This is a genomic window from Pseudodesulfovibrio sp. JC047, assembly GCF_010468615.1.
Lineage (GTDB): Bacteria > Desulfobacterota > Desulfovibrionia > Desulfovibrionales > Desulfovibrionaceae > Pseudodesulfovibrio.
This window is the reverse complement of record NZ_WUEH01000025.1, coordinates 1-17,421: the sequence shown is the minus strand read 5'-3', so window position 1 is coordinate 17,421 and position 17,421 is coordinate 1. Positions and strand designations below refer to the sequence as shown.

At 53.0% G+C, this 17,421-nt stretch carries 21 protein-coding genes and 1 tRNA gene; 11 read left to right on the top strand and 11 right to left on the bottom strand.

Annotated elements, in window-relative coordinates; all coding sequences use genetic code 11:
- Positions 1–119 precede the first annotated feature (119 nt).
- The 4 genes from GO013_RS14340 to GO013_RS14325 are packed head-to-tail and all read right to left on the bottom strand — an operon-like array spanning position 120 to position 3,799.
- Positions 120–1,847: a YcaO-like family protein gene (locus tag GO013_RS14340; protein ID WP_163812284.1), complete on the bottom strand. Its 1,728-nt coding sequence runs from the start codon at positions 1,845–1,847 to the stop codon at positions 120–122.
- Entirely contained in the window at positions 1,844–2,569 is a 726-nt protein-coding gene (locus tag GO013_RS14335; protein WP_163812282.1) for a methyltransferase, read from the bottom strand. Before GO013_RS14335 ends, GO013_RS14340 begins: the two co-directional genes overlap by 4 nt.
- Before the next feature lie 37 nt (positions 2,570–2,606).
- Positions 2,607–3,404, bottom strand: a complete 798-nt coding sequence (locus GO013_RS14330; RefSeq protein ID WP_163812280.1) for a Tim44-like domain-containing protein — start codon at positions 3,402–3,404, stop codon at positions 2,607–2,609.
- Positions 3,401–3,799 carry a response regulator gene (locus tag GO013_RS14325; protein WP_163812278.1) on the bottom strand — a complete coding sequence of 133 codons (399 nt, stop codon included), beginning with the start codon at positions 3,797–3,799 and terminating at the stop codon, positions 3,401–3,403. Before GO013_RS14325 ends, GO013_RS14330 begins: the two co-directional genes overlap by 4 nt.
- Positions 3,800–3,995: 196 nt before the next feature.
- On the opposite strand from GO013_RS14325, the gene GO013_RS14320 reads away from it, so the two are divergent.
- The 3 genes from GO013_RS14320 (at position 3,996) to GO013_RS14310 (ending at position 6,170) form a co-directional block, all read left to right on the top strand.
- Positions 3,996–4,325 (top strand): SHOCT domain-containing protein, encoded by a 330-nt coding sequence (locus GO013_RS14320; protein WP_163812276.1) that lies wholly within the window; start codon positions 3,996–3,998, stop codon positions 4,323–4,325.
- Between the two features lie 2 nt (positions 4,326–4,327).
- Positions 4,328–5,110: an HD domain-containing protein gene (locus GO013_RS14315; protein ID WP_163812275.1), complete on the top strand. Its 783-nt coding sequence runs from the start codon at positions 4,328–4,330 to the stop codon at positions 5,108–5,110.
- Positions 5,111–5,261: 151 nt separating this feature from the next.
- Positions 5,262–6,170 carry an FAD-dependent oxidoreductase gene (locus GO013_RS14310; protein WP_163812273.1) on the top strand — a complete coding sequence of 303 codons (909 nt, stop codon included), beginning with the start codon at positions 5,262–5,264 and terminating at the stop codon, positions 6,168–6,170.
- Positions 6,171–6,228: 58 nt separating this feature from the next.
- Here the strand turns inward: GO013_RS14310 and GO013_RS14305 are convergent, their stop codons facing one another.
- Entirely contained in the window at positions 6,229–6,516 is a 288-nt protein-coding gene (locus GO013_RS14305) for a hypothetical protein (RefSeq protein ID WP_163812271.1), read from the bottom strand.
- Between the two features lie 163 nt (positions 6,517–6,679).
- Positions 6,680–6,940 carry a hypothetical protein gene (locus GO013_RS14300; RefSeq protein WP_163812269.1) on the bottom strand — a complete coding sequence of 87 codons (261 nt, stop codon included), beginning with the start codon at positions 6,938–6,940 and terminating at the stop codon, positions 6,680–6,682.
- Between the two features lie 63 nt (positions 6,941–7,003).
- Here GO013_RS14300 and GO013_RS14295 point away from each other — a divergent pair, with 63 nt between their 5' ends.
- The 8 genes from GO013_RS14295 to GO013_RS14260 all read left to right on the top strand — a co-directional run bounded on the left by GO013_RS14295 (position 7,004) and on the right by GO013_RS14260 (position 14,056).
- Positions 7,004–7,747, top strand: coding sequence for a cytochrome c3 family protein (locus GO013_RS14295; RefSeq protein ID WP_163812267.1), 744 nt, complete (start codon positions 7,004–7,006; stop codon positions 7,745–7,747).
- Positions 7,748–7,760: 13 nt separating this feature from the next.
- Complete coding sequence (locus GO013_RS14290; protein WP_163812266.1) at positions 7,761–8,969, top strand: electron transporter RnfC; 1,209 nt, start codon at positions 7,761–7,763, stop codon at positions 8,967–8,969.
- Entirely contained in the window at positions 8,963–9,943 is a 981-nt protein-coding gene (locus tag GO013_RS14285; RefSeq protein ID WP_163812264.1) for an RnfABCDGE type electron transport complex subunit D, read from the top strand. Before GO013_RS14290 ends, GO013_RS14285 begins: the two co-directional genes overlap by 7 nt.
- Positions 9,940–10,518: an RnfABCDGE type electron transport complex subunit G gene (gene rnfG, locus GO013_RS14280; RefSeq protein ID WP_163812262.1), complete on the top strand. Its 579-nt coding sequence runs from the start codon at positions 9,940–9,942 to the stop codon at positions 10,516–10,518. The genes GO013_RS14285 and rnfG overlap by 4 nt, the downstream gene beginning before the upstream one ends.
- A 7-nt stretch (positions 10,519–10,525) precedes the next feature.
- Positions 10,526–11,203: an electron transport complex subunit E gene (locus GO013_RS14275; RefSeq protein ID WP_163812357.1), complete on the top strand. Its 678-nt coding sequence runs from the start codon at positions 10,526–10,528 to the stop codon at positions 11,201–11,203.
- A 9-nt stretch (positions 11,204–11,212) separates the two neighbouring features.
- Entirely contained in the window at positions 11,213–11,788 is a 576-nt protein-coding gene (locus GO013_RS14270) for an RnfABCDGE type electron transport complex subunit A (RefSeq protein WP_163812260.1), read from the top strand.
- 12 nt (positions 11,789–11,800) lie between these two features.
- The gene (locus tag GO013_RS14265) at positions 11,801–13,903 is read left to right on the top strand and encodes an FAD-dependent oxidoreductase (protein ID WP_163812258.1); all 2,103 of its coding nucleotides are present in this window, start codon (positions 11,801–11,803) and stop codon (positions 13,901–13,903) included.
- Between the two features lie 76 nt (positions 13,904–13,979).
- Positions 13,980–14,056 (top strand) — tRNA-Val (locus GO013_RS14260).
- Positions 14,057–14,139: 83 nt separating this feature from the next.
- Here the strand turns inward: GO013_RS14260 and GO013_RS14255 are convergent.
- From GO013_RS14255 to GO013_RS14235, 5 genes are all read right to left on the bottom strand, one after another.
- Complete coding sequence (locus GO013_RS14255; RefSeq protein WP_163812256.1) at positions 14,140–15,075, bottom strand: site-specific integrase; 936 nt, start codon at positions 15,073–15,075, stop codon at positions 14,140–14,142.
- 462 nt (positions 15,076–15,537) lie between these two features.
- The gene (locus GO013_RS14250) at positions 15,538–15,825 is read right to left on the bottom strand and encodes a hypothetical protein (RefSeq protein ID WP_163812254.1); all 288 of its coding nucleotides are present in this window, start codon (positions 15,823–15,825) and stop codon (positions 15,538–15,540) included.
- Between the two features lie 15 nt (positions 15,826–15,840).
- Positions 15,841–16,221 carry a hypothetical protein gene (locus tag GO013_RS14245; protein ID WP_163812252.1) on the bottom strand — a complete coding sequence of 127 codons (381 nt, stop codon included), beginning with the start codon at positions 16,219–16,221 and terminating at the stop codon, positions 15,841–15,843.
- Positions 16,222–16,241: 20 nt separating this feature from the next.
- A complete protein-coding gene (locus GO013_RS14240; protein WP_163812250.1) occupies positions 16,242–16,469 on the bottom strand; it encodes a hypothetical protein in 228 nt (75 codons plus the stop codon).
- Between the two features lie 22 nt (positions 16,470–16,491).
- Positions 16,492–17,307, bottom strand: coding sequence for a DNA adenine methylase (locus tag GO013_RS14235; protein ID WP_163812248.1), 816 nt, complete (start codon positions 17,305–17,307; stop codon positions 16,492–16,494).
- Positions 17,308–17,421: the final 114 nt, after the last annotated feature.

The window sequence follows — 17,421 nt, the reverse complement described above, 5'->3', positions numbered from 1 at the left end:
TGCATATAAATTCACGGCTTGAAACCGTGCAGGGACAGTACGACCCCGTATACTCTTTGTCAAGCATAAGGCGCATTTCTGCGCAAGAAAATGCATGACAAAATGACACGAATAACCCTTTAAGATTCCAGTAATTCGTCCCTATGCTTCCGAGCGAAGTCCAAGCTCGGGTCCATGTCGAGAGCGGCATTCAGATAATCAAGGGCCTCTGAACCATTCCCCATAAACTTGTGACACAATCCCAGATTGGCAAGATCATGCGGTGATCCACTGTCAATATCGAGAGACGCCTGAAAATTCTCGGCCGCTTCGGCATACCGTTCAGCCTTGAAATGAGCCACGCCACGCAAATTGAAAAACTCCTTGCACTCCTTGTCCAACGCAATAGCCCGATCAAGGGGCGCAAGAGTCTCTTCCCACGCTTCCATCTGAGACAATGCATAGGCTTGATAAAACGAAGCCAAGGCCTTTTCTTCATTTGCCGGTTGCAGTGGTTCGGCTTCTTCAAACTGCGCAGCGGCATACAGAGGGTCCCCCATCCGCAAGGCCAACAGTCCTCTGAAGAAAGGCAGGAAATAAGCATTTGGATACACCTCTTCGAGCACGTCGAGTCCTTCCAAGGCAGCATCAAATTCTGCATCTTCAGCCAAGATGCGCCCGACAAACAGTCCGATCGATCGATTGGGTGTTCTTTCGCGGAAGTCAAAACCAGGCACGAAATTGTAATTGGTGGTGACTTGCAAATCAGGATGTCGGGTGTCCACTGCATACACCGTGTTCCCTTTCTCATGCAACCCTTCGGCAAGGGCCATCAATTCATTATATATATCTGCTCCCTCAACGGTCGGAAGCGACTGCAACGGCACAACTGGTCCCTCTTCAAGCCAACGGACCTGATCGAGTTCGGTAAACTTGGACAAACCAGATGCCTCATACACACGACTTGTCTCGAAATCACCCGCCAACTGCGCGACTTCAGTCACAGCCCGAATAGCCGCTTTGGCCGGCGAAGCGGCGGTTCCAGCAGTAAACACAATCTCGCTCAACGCCGGAAAGGTCTTTGGATCCCACGCAACAGCCGCGACTGTCGGGACAGGATAGCCCAACGAAAAATCCTTAAGGATAAGCGTGATCCCCTGCGCTTTGAAGCAATCCACAAGCCGCGACAAAACGGGATCATCCAAGGACTCGGGATCAATGGTCGACGTGGTCTGGCGAGATCGATCAATCACGGCACAGACATGGCGTTCGACCAGTTCACACGTCCCCTGGCAAATGGATTCCTCAAACGTGTTACCAGCGGATGATCCATTAAACTCATTGAGTTTCTTGAACCAATCAAGTGGCACATATTCTTCGCGCCCGGCAAAAACATCCAATGCAGGATGAAAACGCCACTGAACGAGATCCATGAGACGAACGGCCTCGGCCTCGGAAATATCCTCTTCAACGGATTGAATGATTTTTTGAATATCCATCATGGATTCGGGCCACCGGGTTGCGGCTTCCGACCATGTCAATTCGGTAAAATTCGATACATCCGCCCAAAAGCTAAAATAGGAAAATCGTTCAACCAGCTCCATCAACGCGGACGCCTCGGCCTGCTCGGGAGACGCTCCCTTGCCCATCTGTTTGCGCGTGGGCATGATTTCCCGGGCTTCGGGACCACACACACTGACAAAAACCGGGATACCCAATCTGCCAGTATCAACCCGGTCCGTGGTGCCAAGCACTCCTTGACAGGTATCAGCCAAGGCCTTCTTCACGCGGGCAACCGTCTCCTGCGGACGACATGCCTTGTCCTGATCGATCGTAAATTCCTTGGGACACTGTTTCAGTTCAATCACGCCTGCTTCCTCTTCATACGGAATAAGTTCACGACGTTCTTGTCGCCGGTTTCCTTGTCCTGATACGTCGCTGCGGACTTCATCATGGCATACGTCTCATTGGCACGATCAAAGAACTTTCGCCCCTGACGCTTTTCATCCATGGCCAAAAGGATCTCCGCAGTCGGAGTTTCAGCCAGATGGTTGCCCATGAAGTCAAGAAGCGGCTCAAACGAGGCCTCTTCGTAGAGCACTTCGCATCCAAGGATATATTCATACCGCGCATCCAATGTATCAACGGTAAAATCTGCACGATGAAATGTCATTTTTTCAGACACACCATTTTTCAATGCGTTGATTTTGCTGAATAACAAGGCAAACGGTTCGACATCGGATACCGTGACTTGATGACCGAGCTTGGCCAAGACGAGACTGTTGACTGCACCACCAGCCCCGACCTCCAAAAAAGAAGCCCCTTCGTGAAAGGGGAACTTGGTCAAAGTATAGCCGAGAATCAAACAAGACGGCCAAATCTTTGCCCACAAAGGAAGCGTAATCTTCTTGCCGCCCCGGGTCTGGTCGATCAATTTATCCAGATACTGCTGCATGTTCTTGATTTGCAGCACTTCCAGGGACAAACCGCCCGCATTGATCGTCTTGAACTCAACAGGTCCGAACTCACGCACGGCCATGTCAATAAGCGCACCGATAGGCCTGTCCAAATTATGAACTAAATCCGCCACATTCCCTCCGAATATGCAATATCTTGAAAAATAAGAGTTACTGATCTACTTTGTTGATTTTTTCCAAAACCCACAATGCGCCAGAGACGGAATCATCTCGCGAGAATTCCCAAACAACCCGTTGAAGAACCGGGTGTCCATCTTCGCCAACACGAAGCTGCGCATCATAAAAAACGGTGGCCATGGTTCGACCATTTTCCGATTTCATGTCCATCATTTTCGCAGTGAGCAGCATGACCTCTGTCCGGCCCTGCCCCACTGTTTTCAGAGCGTCCTGATACACTTCATCAGAAATGAAACTCCGAAGAGTCTCAAAATCCTGCGCATCGTTCGCCTGTTGGAATCGGGAAAAAAAGACTTTGGCACCTTCCAGAAATTCGGCTTCATCAAACCCGTCTTCCCGAACTGCATGAGGAATTGATTGGGCAGAGGAAGGAGACTGTTCAGCATCGTCAGAACGGAGCATGTCCCAGGTCTGCCGAGCCGCTTCATGCCTATCTACGGGACGAACTGAAGGTTTTCGTGCATCGCCGGACTGCTCTTCATCCTGATCCTGTCGTCCCCATTGTCCGGGACGAGACTGATCGTTGCCGGACCGACGACGGAACGCCCGCACCAGGAAATAGGCAATAACACCAAGGAAAAGGATGTTCAGGATGCCACCGCCTCGACTGGCCGGGGACTCCTGCGCAAATGCGGACGGAGCCAAAACCAGTACGACAAAAAGAGCCCCAAAGAGACGGACACTGAGCCGTTCCACCCATTTCGGAAGGAAAGAAAAAATATGTGTGTGCATAGTCTGTATGTAATCGAGAATTTCACTCGAAGCAATCATTCTATCAGTGCCAAATCCCGCAGGATGGCATACAGGCTTTCAACCTCAATAGGTTTAGGGAGATAGGCTGCCGCCCCACCCTTGTAATACGCCTTGACCACGGTTTTCGGATCATTCAGAGCCGTAATCATGATGACTTTCGCCTCGTCCGAGGAACGGACACCTGCTTCCTGCTCAATAACACGAATATCTTTCAAGGCCTGATGTCCATCTTTATTGGGCATCATAATATCCATACAAATGAGGTCATACGGCATGTTTTCACCAAGAGCCTTTCTGAATGACTCGACACATTTGACACCATCTGAAGCGGTATCGCATTGGCCAAAATCAGAAAGCAACGCCGTCAAAAGTTTCCGGCTGGTGAACTCATCTTCAACGATCAAAATACGCATACGATCTCCTTTGTCCCGCATGAGTGCATTCTCACCGGGGAAGAAACACAAGGACCATAGTCTCTACAGTGAACAAACACAAGAAGAGGATTTTCCCGTATTCTTCCATGACAAAAGCCTCTTGCAAAGACTTGCCTCACACGCATTTGACACGTAGAAACAACCCCTGGCTCGTCTTACCCGCCAGGAGGAAAAAATGTTTTTCAATGAAATACCGTCCCTGTTTGCCGGCTTTTTTGATTTTCTAAATAGTCCACAGTGGAAAGCATGGCCATTCAATTCAGGCTATGGAGAACATCTGTGGCCTGCGATTGCACGATTCGCATTCATTTCAGTCATCATGGGAGGCATCCTGCTCTTCCTGCGTCTCCTCTTTGGTCCAGGAGGCCCGCTCAGAGACAAGGAACTTGAACAGGAAGCACAGGAAGAAACAGCCAGAGAACGTGCGGAAGTCGAAGCACTTTTCGCTCAGGGTGAGATTTCGGAAATGGACTACAAAATCCGCATGAAAAAGCTTAAAGATTAGCCATGGACCTCTCCCCGTACATCGTCTCACTGACCCAATTCGCCAACACCCACCTCAAAGGTGAAGCTGACCACGACTACCATATTACCCTCAAACTCGATCACTCACTCAGGGTCCTTCAAAATGCCCAGATAATTCTTGAAGCGGAAAACATATCGGGCCACACCGCCGACCTGGCTCAACTGGCTGCCCTGTTTCACGATATTGGCCGATTCCCGCAATACGCCCAATATGGCACATTCAAAGATAGCGACTCCATCAATCACGGCAGACTGGGAGTGCTAACCCTGCGAGACCACCCGTTTCTAGACACACTCTCCGACACTGATGCCCGCCGAATCAAGGCCGTCATCGGCCTGCACAATGTCAAACAGCTCGCTCCTTCCACCCCCGAACCAGTCGCGACACTGACCAAAATAGTCAGAGACGCCGACAAGATCGACATCATTCAAATCGTCCTTGACCACCTTTCCCCACAGGCAGCAACAAAACCCGTTGTCATTCACGACCTCATCAACGATCCCTTGCGCTATTCTGACGCATTATACGATGCCGCATTCAATGGGACCATCGGTGACATTACCCTACTCCGCTATTGCAATGACTTCATCCTGCTTTTGATCGGCTGGCTCGCCGCGCTCAACTACGCCACATCTGTCAGCCTCATTGCCCAACGAGGGCTTGTGGAACGCGCTTTTTCCCTACTTCCCGACGACGCGAAAATTGTGGCTCTCCGAAAAAGAACAGACACGTTCGTTCACAACGGGAACCACATTTCCGAGTAATATTTTCCCCTCAGGCCAAAGCTTGAAGCAAGCACAACACAACCCCACGACCGACTGTTTGAAATACGCAAAAACCAACGGGCTATCTTTACATCCCGCCCACGGTGGTTATACTCATCCTGAACATTGATAAATACCCCATGGAGGTATTATGAAGGATACAGTCTACGACGTCACCATTCTCGGTTCCGGTCCCGGCGGTTTGCAAGCCGCCATCCACGCATCCCGCAAAAAGGCCGCAGTCCTGATGCTCGGACGAATCGACAACAGCAGCCTATATTGGGCGCATGTCGAAAACTATTGTTGCCAGTTGACGATATCCGGCGAAGAAATCCTGAAAACGGGCCGGGAACAGGCTCAGCAATTCGGCACCCAGTTCCGTGATGAAGATGTGCTGTCCATCGAAGCCAAGGACACGCTTTTTTCCATCAAATTGGAATCGGGCGACACGATTCTGTCTAAAACAGTCATCATTGCCACCGGGTCCAGCCGGACAAAACTCAAGGTGCCGGGTGAAAAGGAATTTCTCGGCAAGGGTGTCAGTTATTGCGTAGATTGCGATGCAGGATTTTTCAAAAATGAAGTGGTTGCAGTGGCTGGTGGCCGAAGTGCGGCTGTCCACGGAGCCGTGACTCTGACCAACTTTGCCAGCGAAGTTCACCTATATTGCGACGCACTGGATGTGGCCGAAGGTCTCCGCCAGGAACTCGACACCTCTGACGTCATTGTCCACGAGGGAGTCCAGATCGAAGCCATCAACGGCGAAAATGCCGTGCAATCCATCAGGTTGAACGATGGCGCCACGCAGAATGTCAGTGGCGTCTTCATTGAATTGGGCGCAAAAGGCGTTCTTGAACTCACCGCCATGCTGGGCGTCCAGCTCGACGACACCATGAAATACATCAAGGCGGACAAAAAACAACGGACCAACATCCCCGGCATCTACGGTGCGGGAGATATCTGTGGCCCGCCGCTGCAAATGGCCAAGGCCGTGGGCGAAGGGTGTGTGGCCGGCATCGAAGCCGCCAATTACGCCAAAAAACACCTGAACACGAACTAACCATCCGGGTGCAGCGCGTCTGCACCCTTTTTTCATGCATCCTCAACGACACCCTTCATCACGGGACCTCGGCGTCACAGAACGATTTTGGGCCTTTCAAGGTCACCATGGTGACGCTCCCGCTGTGCATGGCAAGAACACGGGATGCAAAATCCAATAATCGCCCCTGTGCGACGTATCGAACCACGGCAAAAGAGTGGCTTTCAACTCGTTGAAGGATGGTTTCAGGCACAGCGATGGAAACAACGAGATCCCCGCTGTCGGTCACAGCAATCACCTCGCCCAGAAAACGATCTTCGAAAGTGGAGAATTCCACCAGCACGTTGTCACCGGAAACAAATCCCATACGAGTCACTCCTCTCACTCTGGCAAAATAACTGTTGGAAATCCGATGGACAATTATATATACACTGCCCATGTTCAAAAACGTCGGAATCCTGGCATGGCTCGCCTGCCTGGTCACGCTTGGTCTTCAGGGAATCTCCTGGTTTTTCTCCAATGTATGGCCCTCAGTGAGCGTCCTTGACATTCTTCACACCTTTTTTGGTTTCGACCTTATCCGTTTCATCGCCAGCCTCCCTATGGATATGATGGCCAAGGCCGTCTATCTTTGTTTCACCACCGAGCTGTCGCTTTTTTTCTGGTGGCTTGGCATCCTCTGCTTTCTCATGCACTTCCTTTTGCATCTTCTGCGTCGGAAATAATCCTCCCTTCCTGACTCCTTCCCGCCTTAAAAAGAGGCTCTGTGTCCATCTGTTGAACAACATCATGGACTTTTTTGACTGTTTTCAGCTATGAGAAAGTATTCAATCTCTAATCCAGAGGTCTATCCATTGCAGAAACGGTATCTCCCCATCACACTGGTTACAGGTATACTTGTCCTGATTGCCATGGGAGGCTATCTGGTCCCAGCCAGTTCAGACGGCCCTCCAGTTCGCACGGTGCTACGGAACAAAGGCGGCACCGTCATTCTCAACCACGCGGGACATACCGCTGTTCTACAAGAAGGATGTTCGACCTGCCATCACACCTCCAGCGACATGGAAAAGAATCCGCCGCCCTGTGATACCTGCCATGCGCAAAAATTCGATGACAATTTCGCGACGAACCATCAAAAAATCATCGACAAAAAACTCTGCGTCACCTGTCACCATCCTTCAGCAACCATCGAACTCTTTTCGCATGACGAACACGCCGAGACCGTGACGGATGGAGACTGCCAGTCCTGTCACCACGAGGCATCCATCGAACCGACACCCCAGTCGTGTCGCAATTGCCACATGGACGGCAGCAACAGCGTTCCCTCCCTCCAAACGGCTACACACACCCGATGTGCGGACTGCCATGACGATCTGTACGCTCTCGGCATCACGGGGTGTTCCAATTGTCATACCCGTCGTGCCCAGCACGCAGGTTCCACCGCACCCCAACCGTGTTCTCGCTGCCACGACACGCCCCTGAACGAACTCACGCCGACCAGCATGGACGCCTACCACCAACAATGTATGCGCTGTCACGAAAATGAGGGAAAAGGGCCATTTGGCGATGACACCTGCTCCCAATGCCACATGAACTAAGGGATTACGGACTATGACCACATTCAGTTTCAGCCTCCACTCCACCGAAACGGGTCCTCTGGCAACAACGTCCAGACCGGACGTTCTCCACATCCCACTCGATGGAATGACACCGATTCTCGGCGTCGGAGATCAGGTCCTCGGCGGAACCAAGGTCGCTCTGGCCAATGCCGATGACGAAGGCGACATGCACGCCGCATTTGCAGGAACAATACGAGCCGTTCACTCCTACGCCATGGTTATTGAGGTCCAGGGAAAAGAACGGGTTTCCCCCCTTGAACCATGTGCCGACACCGGGGACCAACTCCGGTCCTGGCTCAAGGACAAGGGGGTCTGTGTTCGCCACCTGGTCAAGGCTGCGACATTGATACTCAATGCAGTACCGCCGGAGCCGGGCATTTCCATCTACGACACCCTGTTGCGGGACCACCGCAAGACCGTTGAACGAGGTCTTGAAATCGTCCAGCGAATCGTCGAACCCAATGCCATGTATCTCGCGATCGCCAAAGGCAACAGAGCCAACGCCTTCACCAATTGTACGGTCGTCCACATTCCGCCAGTTTACCCGAATGGCCTTGACCCTCTGGTCATCCGAGCCATTACCCATCAAGAAGTTCTTCCTGGGATGCTCCCGGACAATGGCACCATCCTTTCCATAAAGGACCTCTATCTCATTGGTCGAATCATGGAGACAGGCCGCTCTCTCACCGAAACAGTCATGACGATCAACACAGAAAATCACCGTGTCGCCGTGGGGACACCCGTGGGATTTCTGGCGTCCCAAATCCCGGTGACCGTTCAACCGGGAGACAGGGTTGTCATCGGTGGCCCTCTCCGGGGGCTGACAGCCGTCAACCTTGAGCAGGGTGTTGGCAAAACAGCTTCGGGACTCCAGATACTTCACCCGGACGAGGCCATGAAAACCACGGACAAATTCTGTCTGGGCTGCGGTGAATGCGAACGCCATTGCCCGGCCAGAATCATGCCTGGACTTATCAGCCGATGTGCCGAATTCAAACAGTTCAAACGGGCCGAGACCTATCATATCCATTCCTGTATGGAATGCGGACTGTGCGCCTACTGGTGTACTGCCGGTCGCCCCCTGCTCCAATATATCCGACTGGCCAAATATGAACTCGCACTCCTTGCCGGGGCGGCTCTTCCTCCCCGTCCAGCCGCCGAGACACTCATCAAGAGCCAATCAGGAGACCAGCCATGTTGAAACCCCTCGCACCAATCCTGACCGTTGCTTCACCGCCCCATATTCACTGTGGCCGAACGATACATCGATATATGCTGGACACCCTGCTGGCACTCTGTCCAGCGGTCATTATGGCTGTCGTCATATTCGGCATGAACGCCCTCAGGGTCATGGCCCTCTCATGCGCCGTGGCGGTCGTGACCGATGTCCTCTGTTCCCATCTCATGAAACGGGAACAGGCCGTCAATGATTGGAGCAGTCTGCTTACGGGCCTGCTTTTCGCATTCCTGCTCCCGGCATCCACTCCATGGTGGCTGGTGCTGATCGGTTCGTCCGCCAGCATCTTTCTCGGGAAAATGATCTTTGGGGGGCTGGGCAGCACCCCATTATGCGCACCACTTGTCGGATGGACACTCTGCCGCATTTCGTGGGGAGACATCATGGACACCAACGCAACTATGCTCCACTCGCAACTTCCGGCCCCCCTCCAGCAGCTCAAATTCTTTGGCCTGGAATCCATCCGGTCAATTGAATACAGCTCGTTGGCACTGGGCAAACAGCTGGGCGGTCTCGGAGAGGTTCATATCTTGGTCATGGTCCTCGGCGGTCTTTTCCTGCTCTTTCGTCGTCACATCCGCTGGTCTATCCCGACGGGCTTCATACTCGGGCTACTGCTGACAGCATGGATATACTTTCTCATTGATCCGACGACCTATGCGCCCCCCTTTTTCCATCTCATGGCAGGCGGCGCGCTCTTCGGCGCATTCTTTCTGGCAACCGATCCGGCATCTTCACCCATTGGGACCATTCCCTCGCTGCTTTTCGGATTCATGGCCGGGGCCATGGTCATCATTATCCGCGTCTATGGCATCTACCCGGACGGCGTGCCTTTTGCCATCTTGCTCGCCAACCTCTTCACCCCACTGCTGGACCGCATACGTCCCAAACCTTTTGGTGGACCGTACTCCTTTGAAACAACGGAGGATTCGGCATGAAGGAAATGCTCAAGATGGTCCTTGTCCTGTCACTCATCTGCGGTCTGTCTGGGCTGACGCTGGCCTCAGTCCGACAGGCGACTCGTCAACGCATCGAGGAACAGGTCATGACATACGTCCAAGGCCCGGCTCTAAACCAAATATTCACGGGCAATGACAACAATCCAGTCAAGGACCGCAAGGTCTTCGACCTGCCGGACGGTCCGATCACCATCTTTCCGGCCATGCACAACGGCGTCCTGACCGGGGTAGCTCTGGAATCATTCGGCAAAGGCTATGGCGGGGCCATCGGAGTCATGGTCGGATTCGATCTTGATGGCACCCAACTCAAGGGGATTGGCATCACGACCCTCAAGGAAACGCCCGGTCTCGGCGCACGAGTGGTTGAACCCGACTATCGGGATCAATTCAAGGGACACTCCACCGCCTCCATTGCCCTGAAAAAGGACGGCGGAGATATAGCGGCCATTTCTGGAGCCACCATCTCGTCCACCGGCACTGTTGCCGCTATCAACGACGCGATTCAAATATTCAACACGATCAAGGACGAACTCCCCTCGGCATGGGGTTCATAGGAGCCACATCATGAGCTTATGGAAAGAATTCTCCAAAGGATTATGGCAGGACTTGCCGCCCTTCAAACTGGTCCTTGGACTCTGTCCGGTTCTGGCTGTCACCAAAACCGCGTATAACGGGCTGGGCATGGGACTGGCGGTCATCTTTGTCCTGACCCTGTCCAACATGCTGGTTTCCCTGCTGCGCACCCTGATTCCGGCCAAGGTGCGCATCGCCTGTTTCATCGTGGTCGCCGCATCCCTTGTGGTCTGTGTAGAACTTCTCATGCAAGCCTATGCCTATCCCCTGTATCAACAGCTCGGCATCTTTGTGCCGCTCATCGTGGTCAATTGCATCATTCTGGGGCGGGCCGAAGCCTTTGCATCCAAAAATACCGTGCTCCTGTCCATGGCTGATGGCCTTGGCATGGGTATCGGCTTCACTCTTTCCCTGACATTTCTCGGCTCCATCCGCGAACTCTTCGGATATGGCTCATGGTTCGGCATGGACATCATGGGGGCATGGTATGAACCCTTTACGTTCATGGTCGAAGCCCCCGGCGCATTCGTCTGTCTCGGTCTGGTGCTGGCTGGCATGAATGCACTCACCAACTGGCAACGAAAAACCCGAGGGCTGGATGCCATTGAAGGCCCGATCCACGATTGCAAGACCTGCGGCATGTGCGCCACCAAACCCGGAGCCTAGGAATTCATCATGGATTATTTCGTTCTCGTCATCGCCGCCATTTTCGTCAACAACATCGTGCTGGCGCAATATCTCGGCAACTGCCCGTTTATCGGCACCTCCAAGGAAACCAGCGTGGCCGTGGGCATGGGGTTGGCCGTGGTCTTCGTGGCCGCCATGGCCGCCTGCATCACCTGGTGTGTTCAAAAATTCATGCTCACACCCAATGATTTGGGCTACCTCCAGACCATCACCTTCATCCTCGTTATTGCAGCATTGGTCCAATTTGTGGAAATGTTCCTGAAAAAGGCCATCCCTCCCCTGTACAAATCGCTCGGTATCTTCCTCCCACTTATCACGACCAATTGCGCGGTTCTCGGCATCGCCATCATCTGTCAACGAGAAGAATACACCTTCATTGAAACACTCATTTTTTCGGTCGCGTCCGGCCTGGGCTTCATGTTGGCACTCGTCCTCATGGCCGGTATTCGCGAACGGCTGGACCTCTCCCCGGTCCCGGTCTCGTTGAAGGGCACCCCATTGGGACTGATTGTAGCCGGACTGATGTCACTGGCCTTTTTCGCCTTCAAGGGCATGGCCTCATAGGAGTTGTAAACCATGATACTTTCCTCTGTCCTCGTTCTGTTCGGTATCGGACTGACAGCCGCAATCATTCTGGCGGTGGCGTCCAAGCTCCTCTATGTCTACGAAGACCCGCGTATCGCCCAAGTCGAAGCCGTGCTTGCCGGGGCCAATTGCGGCGGATGCGGTTACCCAGGATGTGCCGGTGCTGCACAAGGGGTGGTGGAAGGCAAGGCCGGTGCCACGGTCTGTGTCATCGGCGGAGATACGGTTGCGGCCAATGTCGCGGCCATCATGGGGCTGGAATTTTCTTCCATGGAAAAACAAATCGCTTTTGTGGACTGCACTGGCGGCACCCGGGCCGAGGATGTCTATGTGTACGAAGGCATCAAGGATTGCCGCGCCCAACATCTGCTCTACAGTGGCTCGAAGATGTGCCCTGAAGGATGCCTCGGCTATGGAACCTGCGTTACGGCCTGTCAATTCGGTGCCATTGAAATGGGCCCCAACGGGTATCCAGTGGTCGATCCCAACCTGTGTACAGCCTGCGGCGGCTGCGAACAGGTCTGCCCTCGCGGGGTTATCACCATCTGGGGCATGACCGCCCGCATTACCCATCTCAACGAGATAACCGATTGCCTGGCCCCCTGTCGTCAACGGTGCCCCGGCCAGATCAACATTCCCCGCTACATTGAACAGGTCTCACGGGGCGACTACGCCGGAGCGCTCGAAACCATCCGCGAACGCATTCCGATGCCACTGTCCATAGGTCGGGTCTGTCCGCATCCGTGCGAAGAGGTCTGCCGTCGAGGACATGTGGAAGAACCTATTGGTATCAATATGATAAAACGCTTTGCCGCGGACTGGGAAATGCACTCAGGCCAACGGCTTCCCATTGCCTGCGCACCGGATACCGGCCGGAAAATAGCGGTTGTCGGCGGCGGTCCCGCCGGAATTTCCTGCGCCTATTTTCTCCGCCGTCTCGGCCACAGTCCCACCATTTTTGAATCCATGCCCGCTCTGGGGGGCCAACTTCGATACGGCATTCCGGAATACCGACTGCCAAAAGACATCCTCGACTGGGAAATTCAAGGCATCCTCGATCTGGGAATCGACGTCAAATACAACACCTTCTTTGGCACGGACTTCTCCCTCAGCACCTTGAGTGACGACGGATATGAAGCGGTCTTTCTCGGTATCGGTGCCTGGATGAACATGAATTTACAAATCGAAAATGAAGCAGCGGATGGCGTTGAAACTGGCACGGAATTTCTGACCAAAGTCGGACTCGGTCTTGAAACGCACATTGGCAAGAAAGTGGTCGTAATCGGAGGCGGTAACACGGCTATCGATACCGCAAGGACCAGCGTCCGCCTCGGTGCGGATGTCACGCTCATGTACCGCCGGACAAAAGATGAAATGCCCGCGAATATCGAAGAGATTATCGGAGCCGAAGAAGAGGGCGTCACATACCTGTTCCTGGCCGCCCCCACACGCATCCTCACCAACGAATCAGGACATGTCACTCATGTGGAATACATCACCATGCAACTTGGCGACCCGGATGCGTCTGGCAGACGTCGCCCTGAACCGATTCCAGGCACGGAAGCCAAAATCGAAGCGGACACCGTGTATACGGCCATTGGTCAAAAACCGGAATTGTCCTGCCTCTACGAAGATGGTCACTGCGCACTTGAGGAAACACAGTGGCGCACACTTGGAGCAGATCCCGACACGCTCCAGACCGCACTTCCACACGTCTTTACCGGCGGAGACATGCACACCGGCCCGGCACTGGTCATCACGGCGCTTGGTGAAGGCAGAAAGGCCGCCCGGTCCATTCACCAATACCTCACCGAAGACGCACCGCATATCACGTCCACCATCCAACGCGAACTGATCGACTACACCATGTTCACGAACGTCCCCGATGTCGGGCTCCGAGACCGCATCCCAATGCCCCATCTCATTGAATGCGATGAACGAAGCGGCACGTTCAAGGAAATCGAAGGCACTCTCAGCGAAACAGATGTCCAATACGAAGCCTGTCGCTGTTTACGCTGTGGTCTGACCTGTTACAATCGGGATCAGCCGGAGAATCAGACGACCGAAATTATGACAATTGAGAAAAAATTATAAAAAACAGTTGCAAACCAAAATTGATACGGATATATCTTCTCTCCCTTGAGGCGAAATAGCTCAAGGCAAAAAAAATGGGCGATTAACTCAGCTGGTCAGAGTGCCACCTTCACACGGTGGAAGTCACAGGTTCAAATCCCGTATCGCCCACCAGCTATTTCAAAGTGTTACGAGTCATGTGGAGAACTAGCCACCAAGCCTACTCACCTTATGACTCACCTTTTTCAAGTCTCCAGTTATTCGCTGGAGGCTTTTTTCATATCCAATACCTTTCCGCCGAGTGCTCCATTCATCGCCTCTGTCGCATCGATGAGGCTGTGAACATATCGTGCAGTCGTCGTCACTGACGTATGCCGCAAGATAAGCTGGATCGTCGGCAGATCTACCCCTGCCTTTGCCAGGATCGACGCCGACAGATGTCGGATGGAATGAAAGCCGAACGGCTTCACCATCGCCATCTCACACATCTTGCGCACCATGTTGTTGCCATAGGCATAGGGTTTATCCGTCCTCGGGTTGATGAACACATGTTCACGAAACCCGGTCTCTAGCCGCTGCTCCTTGAGCACTGCCGCAAGCTGCTCGGTCAACGGTATCCAATTCCCCTCTCGACCAGAAGTCCGCTTCTTCGTGAACAGGCGTATACGCTCATTCTTGAAATCCACATCCTCCCACTTGAGGTTGAATATCTCGCTTCGCCTTGCAGCTGTATGCAGATACGCAAGCATCATACGTTTCCTATGCGCCTGCGTGACGCTCTTGCCATAGGCCGTCGGCATGACATCAGCAACCTCATATACGGCCCAGAAGTCCTCTTCCGGCGGCACATACTTCTCAGACCGGTCACACTTGTACGGCTCGACATCCCACGGACACTCGCCCTGAATAATCCGTGAACGCTTACCCCAGTTCCACAGCCGCATAATATGCTTCCGAAACGTGTTGGCTCGACGTCCACTCCGAGTTTCGGCAATGTGGTCCAGGAACTGACGCATGACATCGTGCTGCAACATATTGACTTCCATCGCAGCCGAAACACCAGGCCAATCAAGCAACTCTTTAAACACAAGAGTCTTGTCATCATACGTTCCTTGGGCAACGCCTTTTGCCTTGAGCGCGAACAGATGTTTTGTCATGAGGGTGTGCAAGGAGACCACACGGATCTTCGTCAATGAGCACTCTTTCAACTTCTGCTTGATCAAAACTTCCCACTCCACGGCCTTTTTCTTCGAAAGGCACAACCGCTCCTTCCTCTTGCCGTCTGGGAGCATGATTCGCCCGTACCATTCTATTCTTCCCGTCTTTCGGTTCTTCCGTTTTATCGGCACTCGAACCTCCCATACTGGTGGGTCTTAAAGCTTCCACTATGTTTTTTTCAAAGAACTGCCACCGCCCCCCGATCTTGACTCCGCCGAGGTCGGCTGCATGTTTGTAAACCCAACCCGATGACTTCCGCAACCAAGCGGCAAGCTCACTGGCCGGATAGGATTTCCCGATTTTCTCTTCAAGAACACGCTGCAGCCCCATGAATCTATTCCTCCCCGCACACAGGCACGTCGTGGACAATCACTTTGACACACCGTTTCAAGGTTTCCGTAAACATTCCCATATTTACCTCGCAGTATGCTGAGTTCTCAGCCATTGACCGCTTCTAAAACCTGTTCGAGATACGCTCTCAAGTCTTCCAAATCAGCATCCACGCCAGCGGGTATTTTCGCTACAGCATGTTTCAGGGCTTTGACTAACTCCTTGCGCTGTCCAATGAGTATGTCGAGCAGCTTCCCTGCGCGGACGATCTCGTCAATCGAGGACTCCCTAGTTTTGCCGTCGTCATTGAGTTCGCCGGTGACTGACATAATCAAAATTTTTAATGAGAATTCCCATGTTGGCGTCATGTCAATGGTGATTTTCTTTTTTCCCATGGTGTTATCTCCAAATTACAGATACGTGGTTTTTTTACCGAACATGTACGCCTCTATGATGCGTTGCTGCATCTCGCGCATGGGTTTAAAATATTCGCGTTCCATGCGACGCTGAAACAGAAAATGGTTCAGTCTAACATTCTGCTTGCCGTAGCAGGTATCCAGATTGCCAAAGCCCATGACTTCGACAGGCTCACGCCACAATGTTTCGGTGCTGATCGGGACCACTGCTATTGTGGTTCGCCCTCCCTCCTGGCCGGGGGCGCACCTGTCCCAAGCTATCTCTACATCTTCATCCACCACGCGTCGGGGATTCGATGTGATAAGGGTCTTGGGCGGCAGGCTGGAGTTCGACAGAGCCTCAATGCAGGCCTTGGCAAGTGTGTCTTTGTTCATGGTCGTCTTTGATTTGCGGATCAGTAGCCATTTGCCGCTTCAAGGGTGTCCAGTGCGGTCTTGATGGCCCATTCAAGTTTGTCTTCGCCCTTCGGGGTGATGCGGTCGGCAACCTCACCAAGCCCGTCCCGGAGGATTTCAATTTCTTTTTCCATCAGCATCATTTTGTTGGTCATAGTGAAGATGGCGTTGGCGTATGTCTCGGAATACGTCTTCCGTATTTCTTCGATTACTGCTTGTTCGTTCATGGTCTTGGTTCTGCTGATAGGTTTACATCGCCGCCAAAAGCGGGGCTTGCGTAATTGCATTATTCGAGATCCAGAGTGTTTCGGTGCGCTCCTGAGCCTTGTCTGCAAGTGCCTTGAAGCTGACCGACTTCCATCCGACATAAAGACGCTGGTACAAATCGCAGTCGTAACCGGACAAAATGACCTTGCCTTTGACTTCGTGCAGGGTTGTGGCCAGTGCTTCGTGTTGCTCGTCTGTCATCTCATGCCGATAGGATTGGTGACTGAGTGTGCGAGTGCTGACCACATAGGGCGGGTCAACATAGAAAAGAGTATTGGGGCTGTCGTATCGTTGGATGATGTCGAGAGCTGGACGACATTCGATGGTCACGCCCTGCAACCGCGCACAAAACGCCTCGATATGGGGCGGGTAATTGGCAAAGTCTCGCGCCGGGGAGGAGCAAGCAGCTCGTTTGCTCCTGAATCCATTCACGGCCTTGCGTGTTGCAGCGTTGCTGCCTACGCCCATTGCTGCCCGTGTGAGCGTCCGTCTGGCGCGCTCTACAGGGTCAGTGCAAGGTGAATAGGTGTTGAGGTATTCCGTGAACGAGAACGGCGTCAGAATCAAAGCCTCTTGCAACCGCATGGACGCTACCGGGGAACGCAGAACTTTGAAGACGTTCACGATCTCGTCGTCAAGGTCGTTGTAAACTTCTAAGGGCACACGCGCCTTTTGCATGAGGATAGATGCCGCTCCGCCGAAAGGCTCGACATACGCTTTATGCTTCGGGAAATAGCGCATGATTTTTACAGCGTTGCGGAACTTGCCGCCGTGGTATCGCATTATTGGTCTTTTCATTTTTTGCCCACTGATTTTGAATCATCGGATTTCTTCGATGTAACTTTCGATGAACGCTTGCGCTTGGGCGGCAACGATTGCATTGCCATAGCCGCGCAGTCGTCCCATATGGTC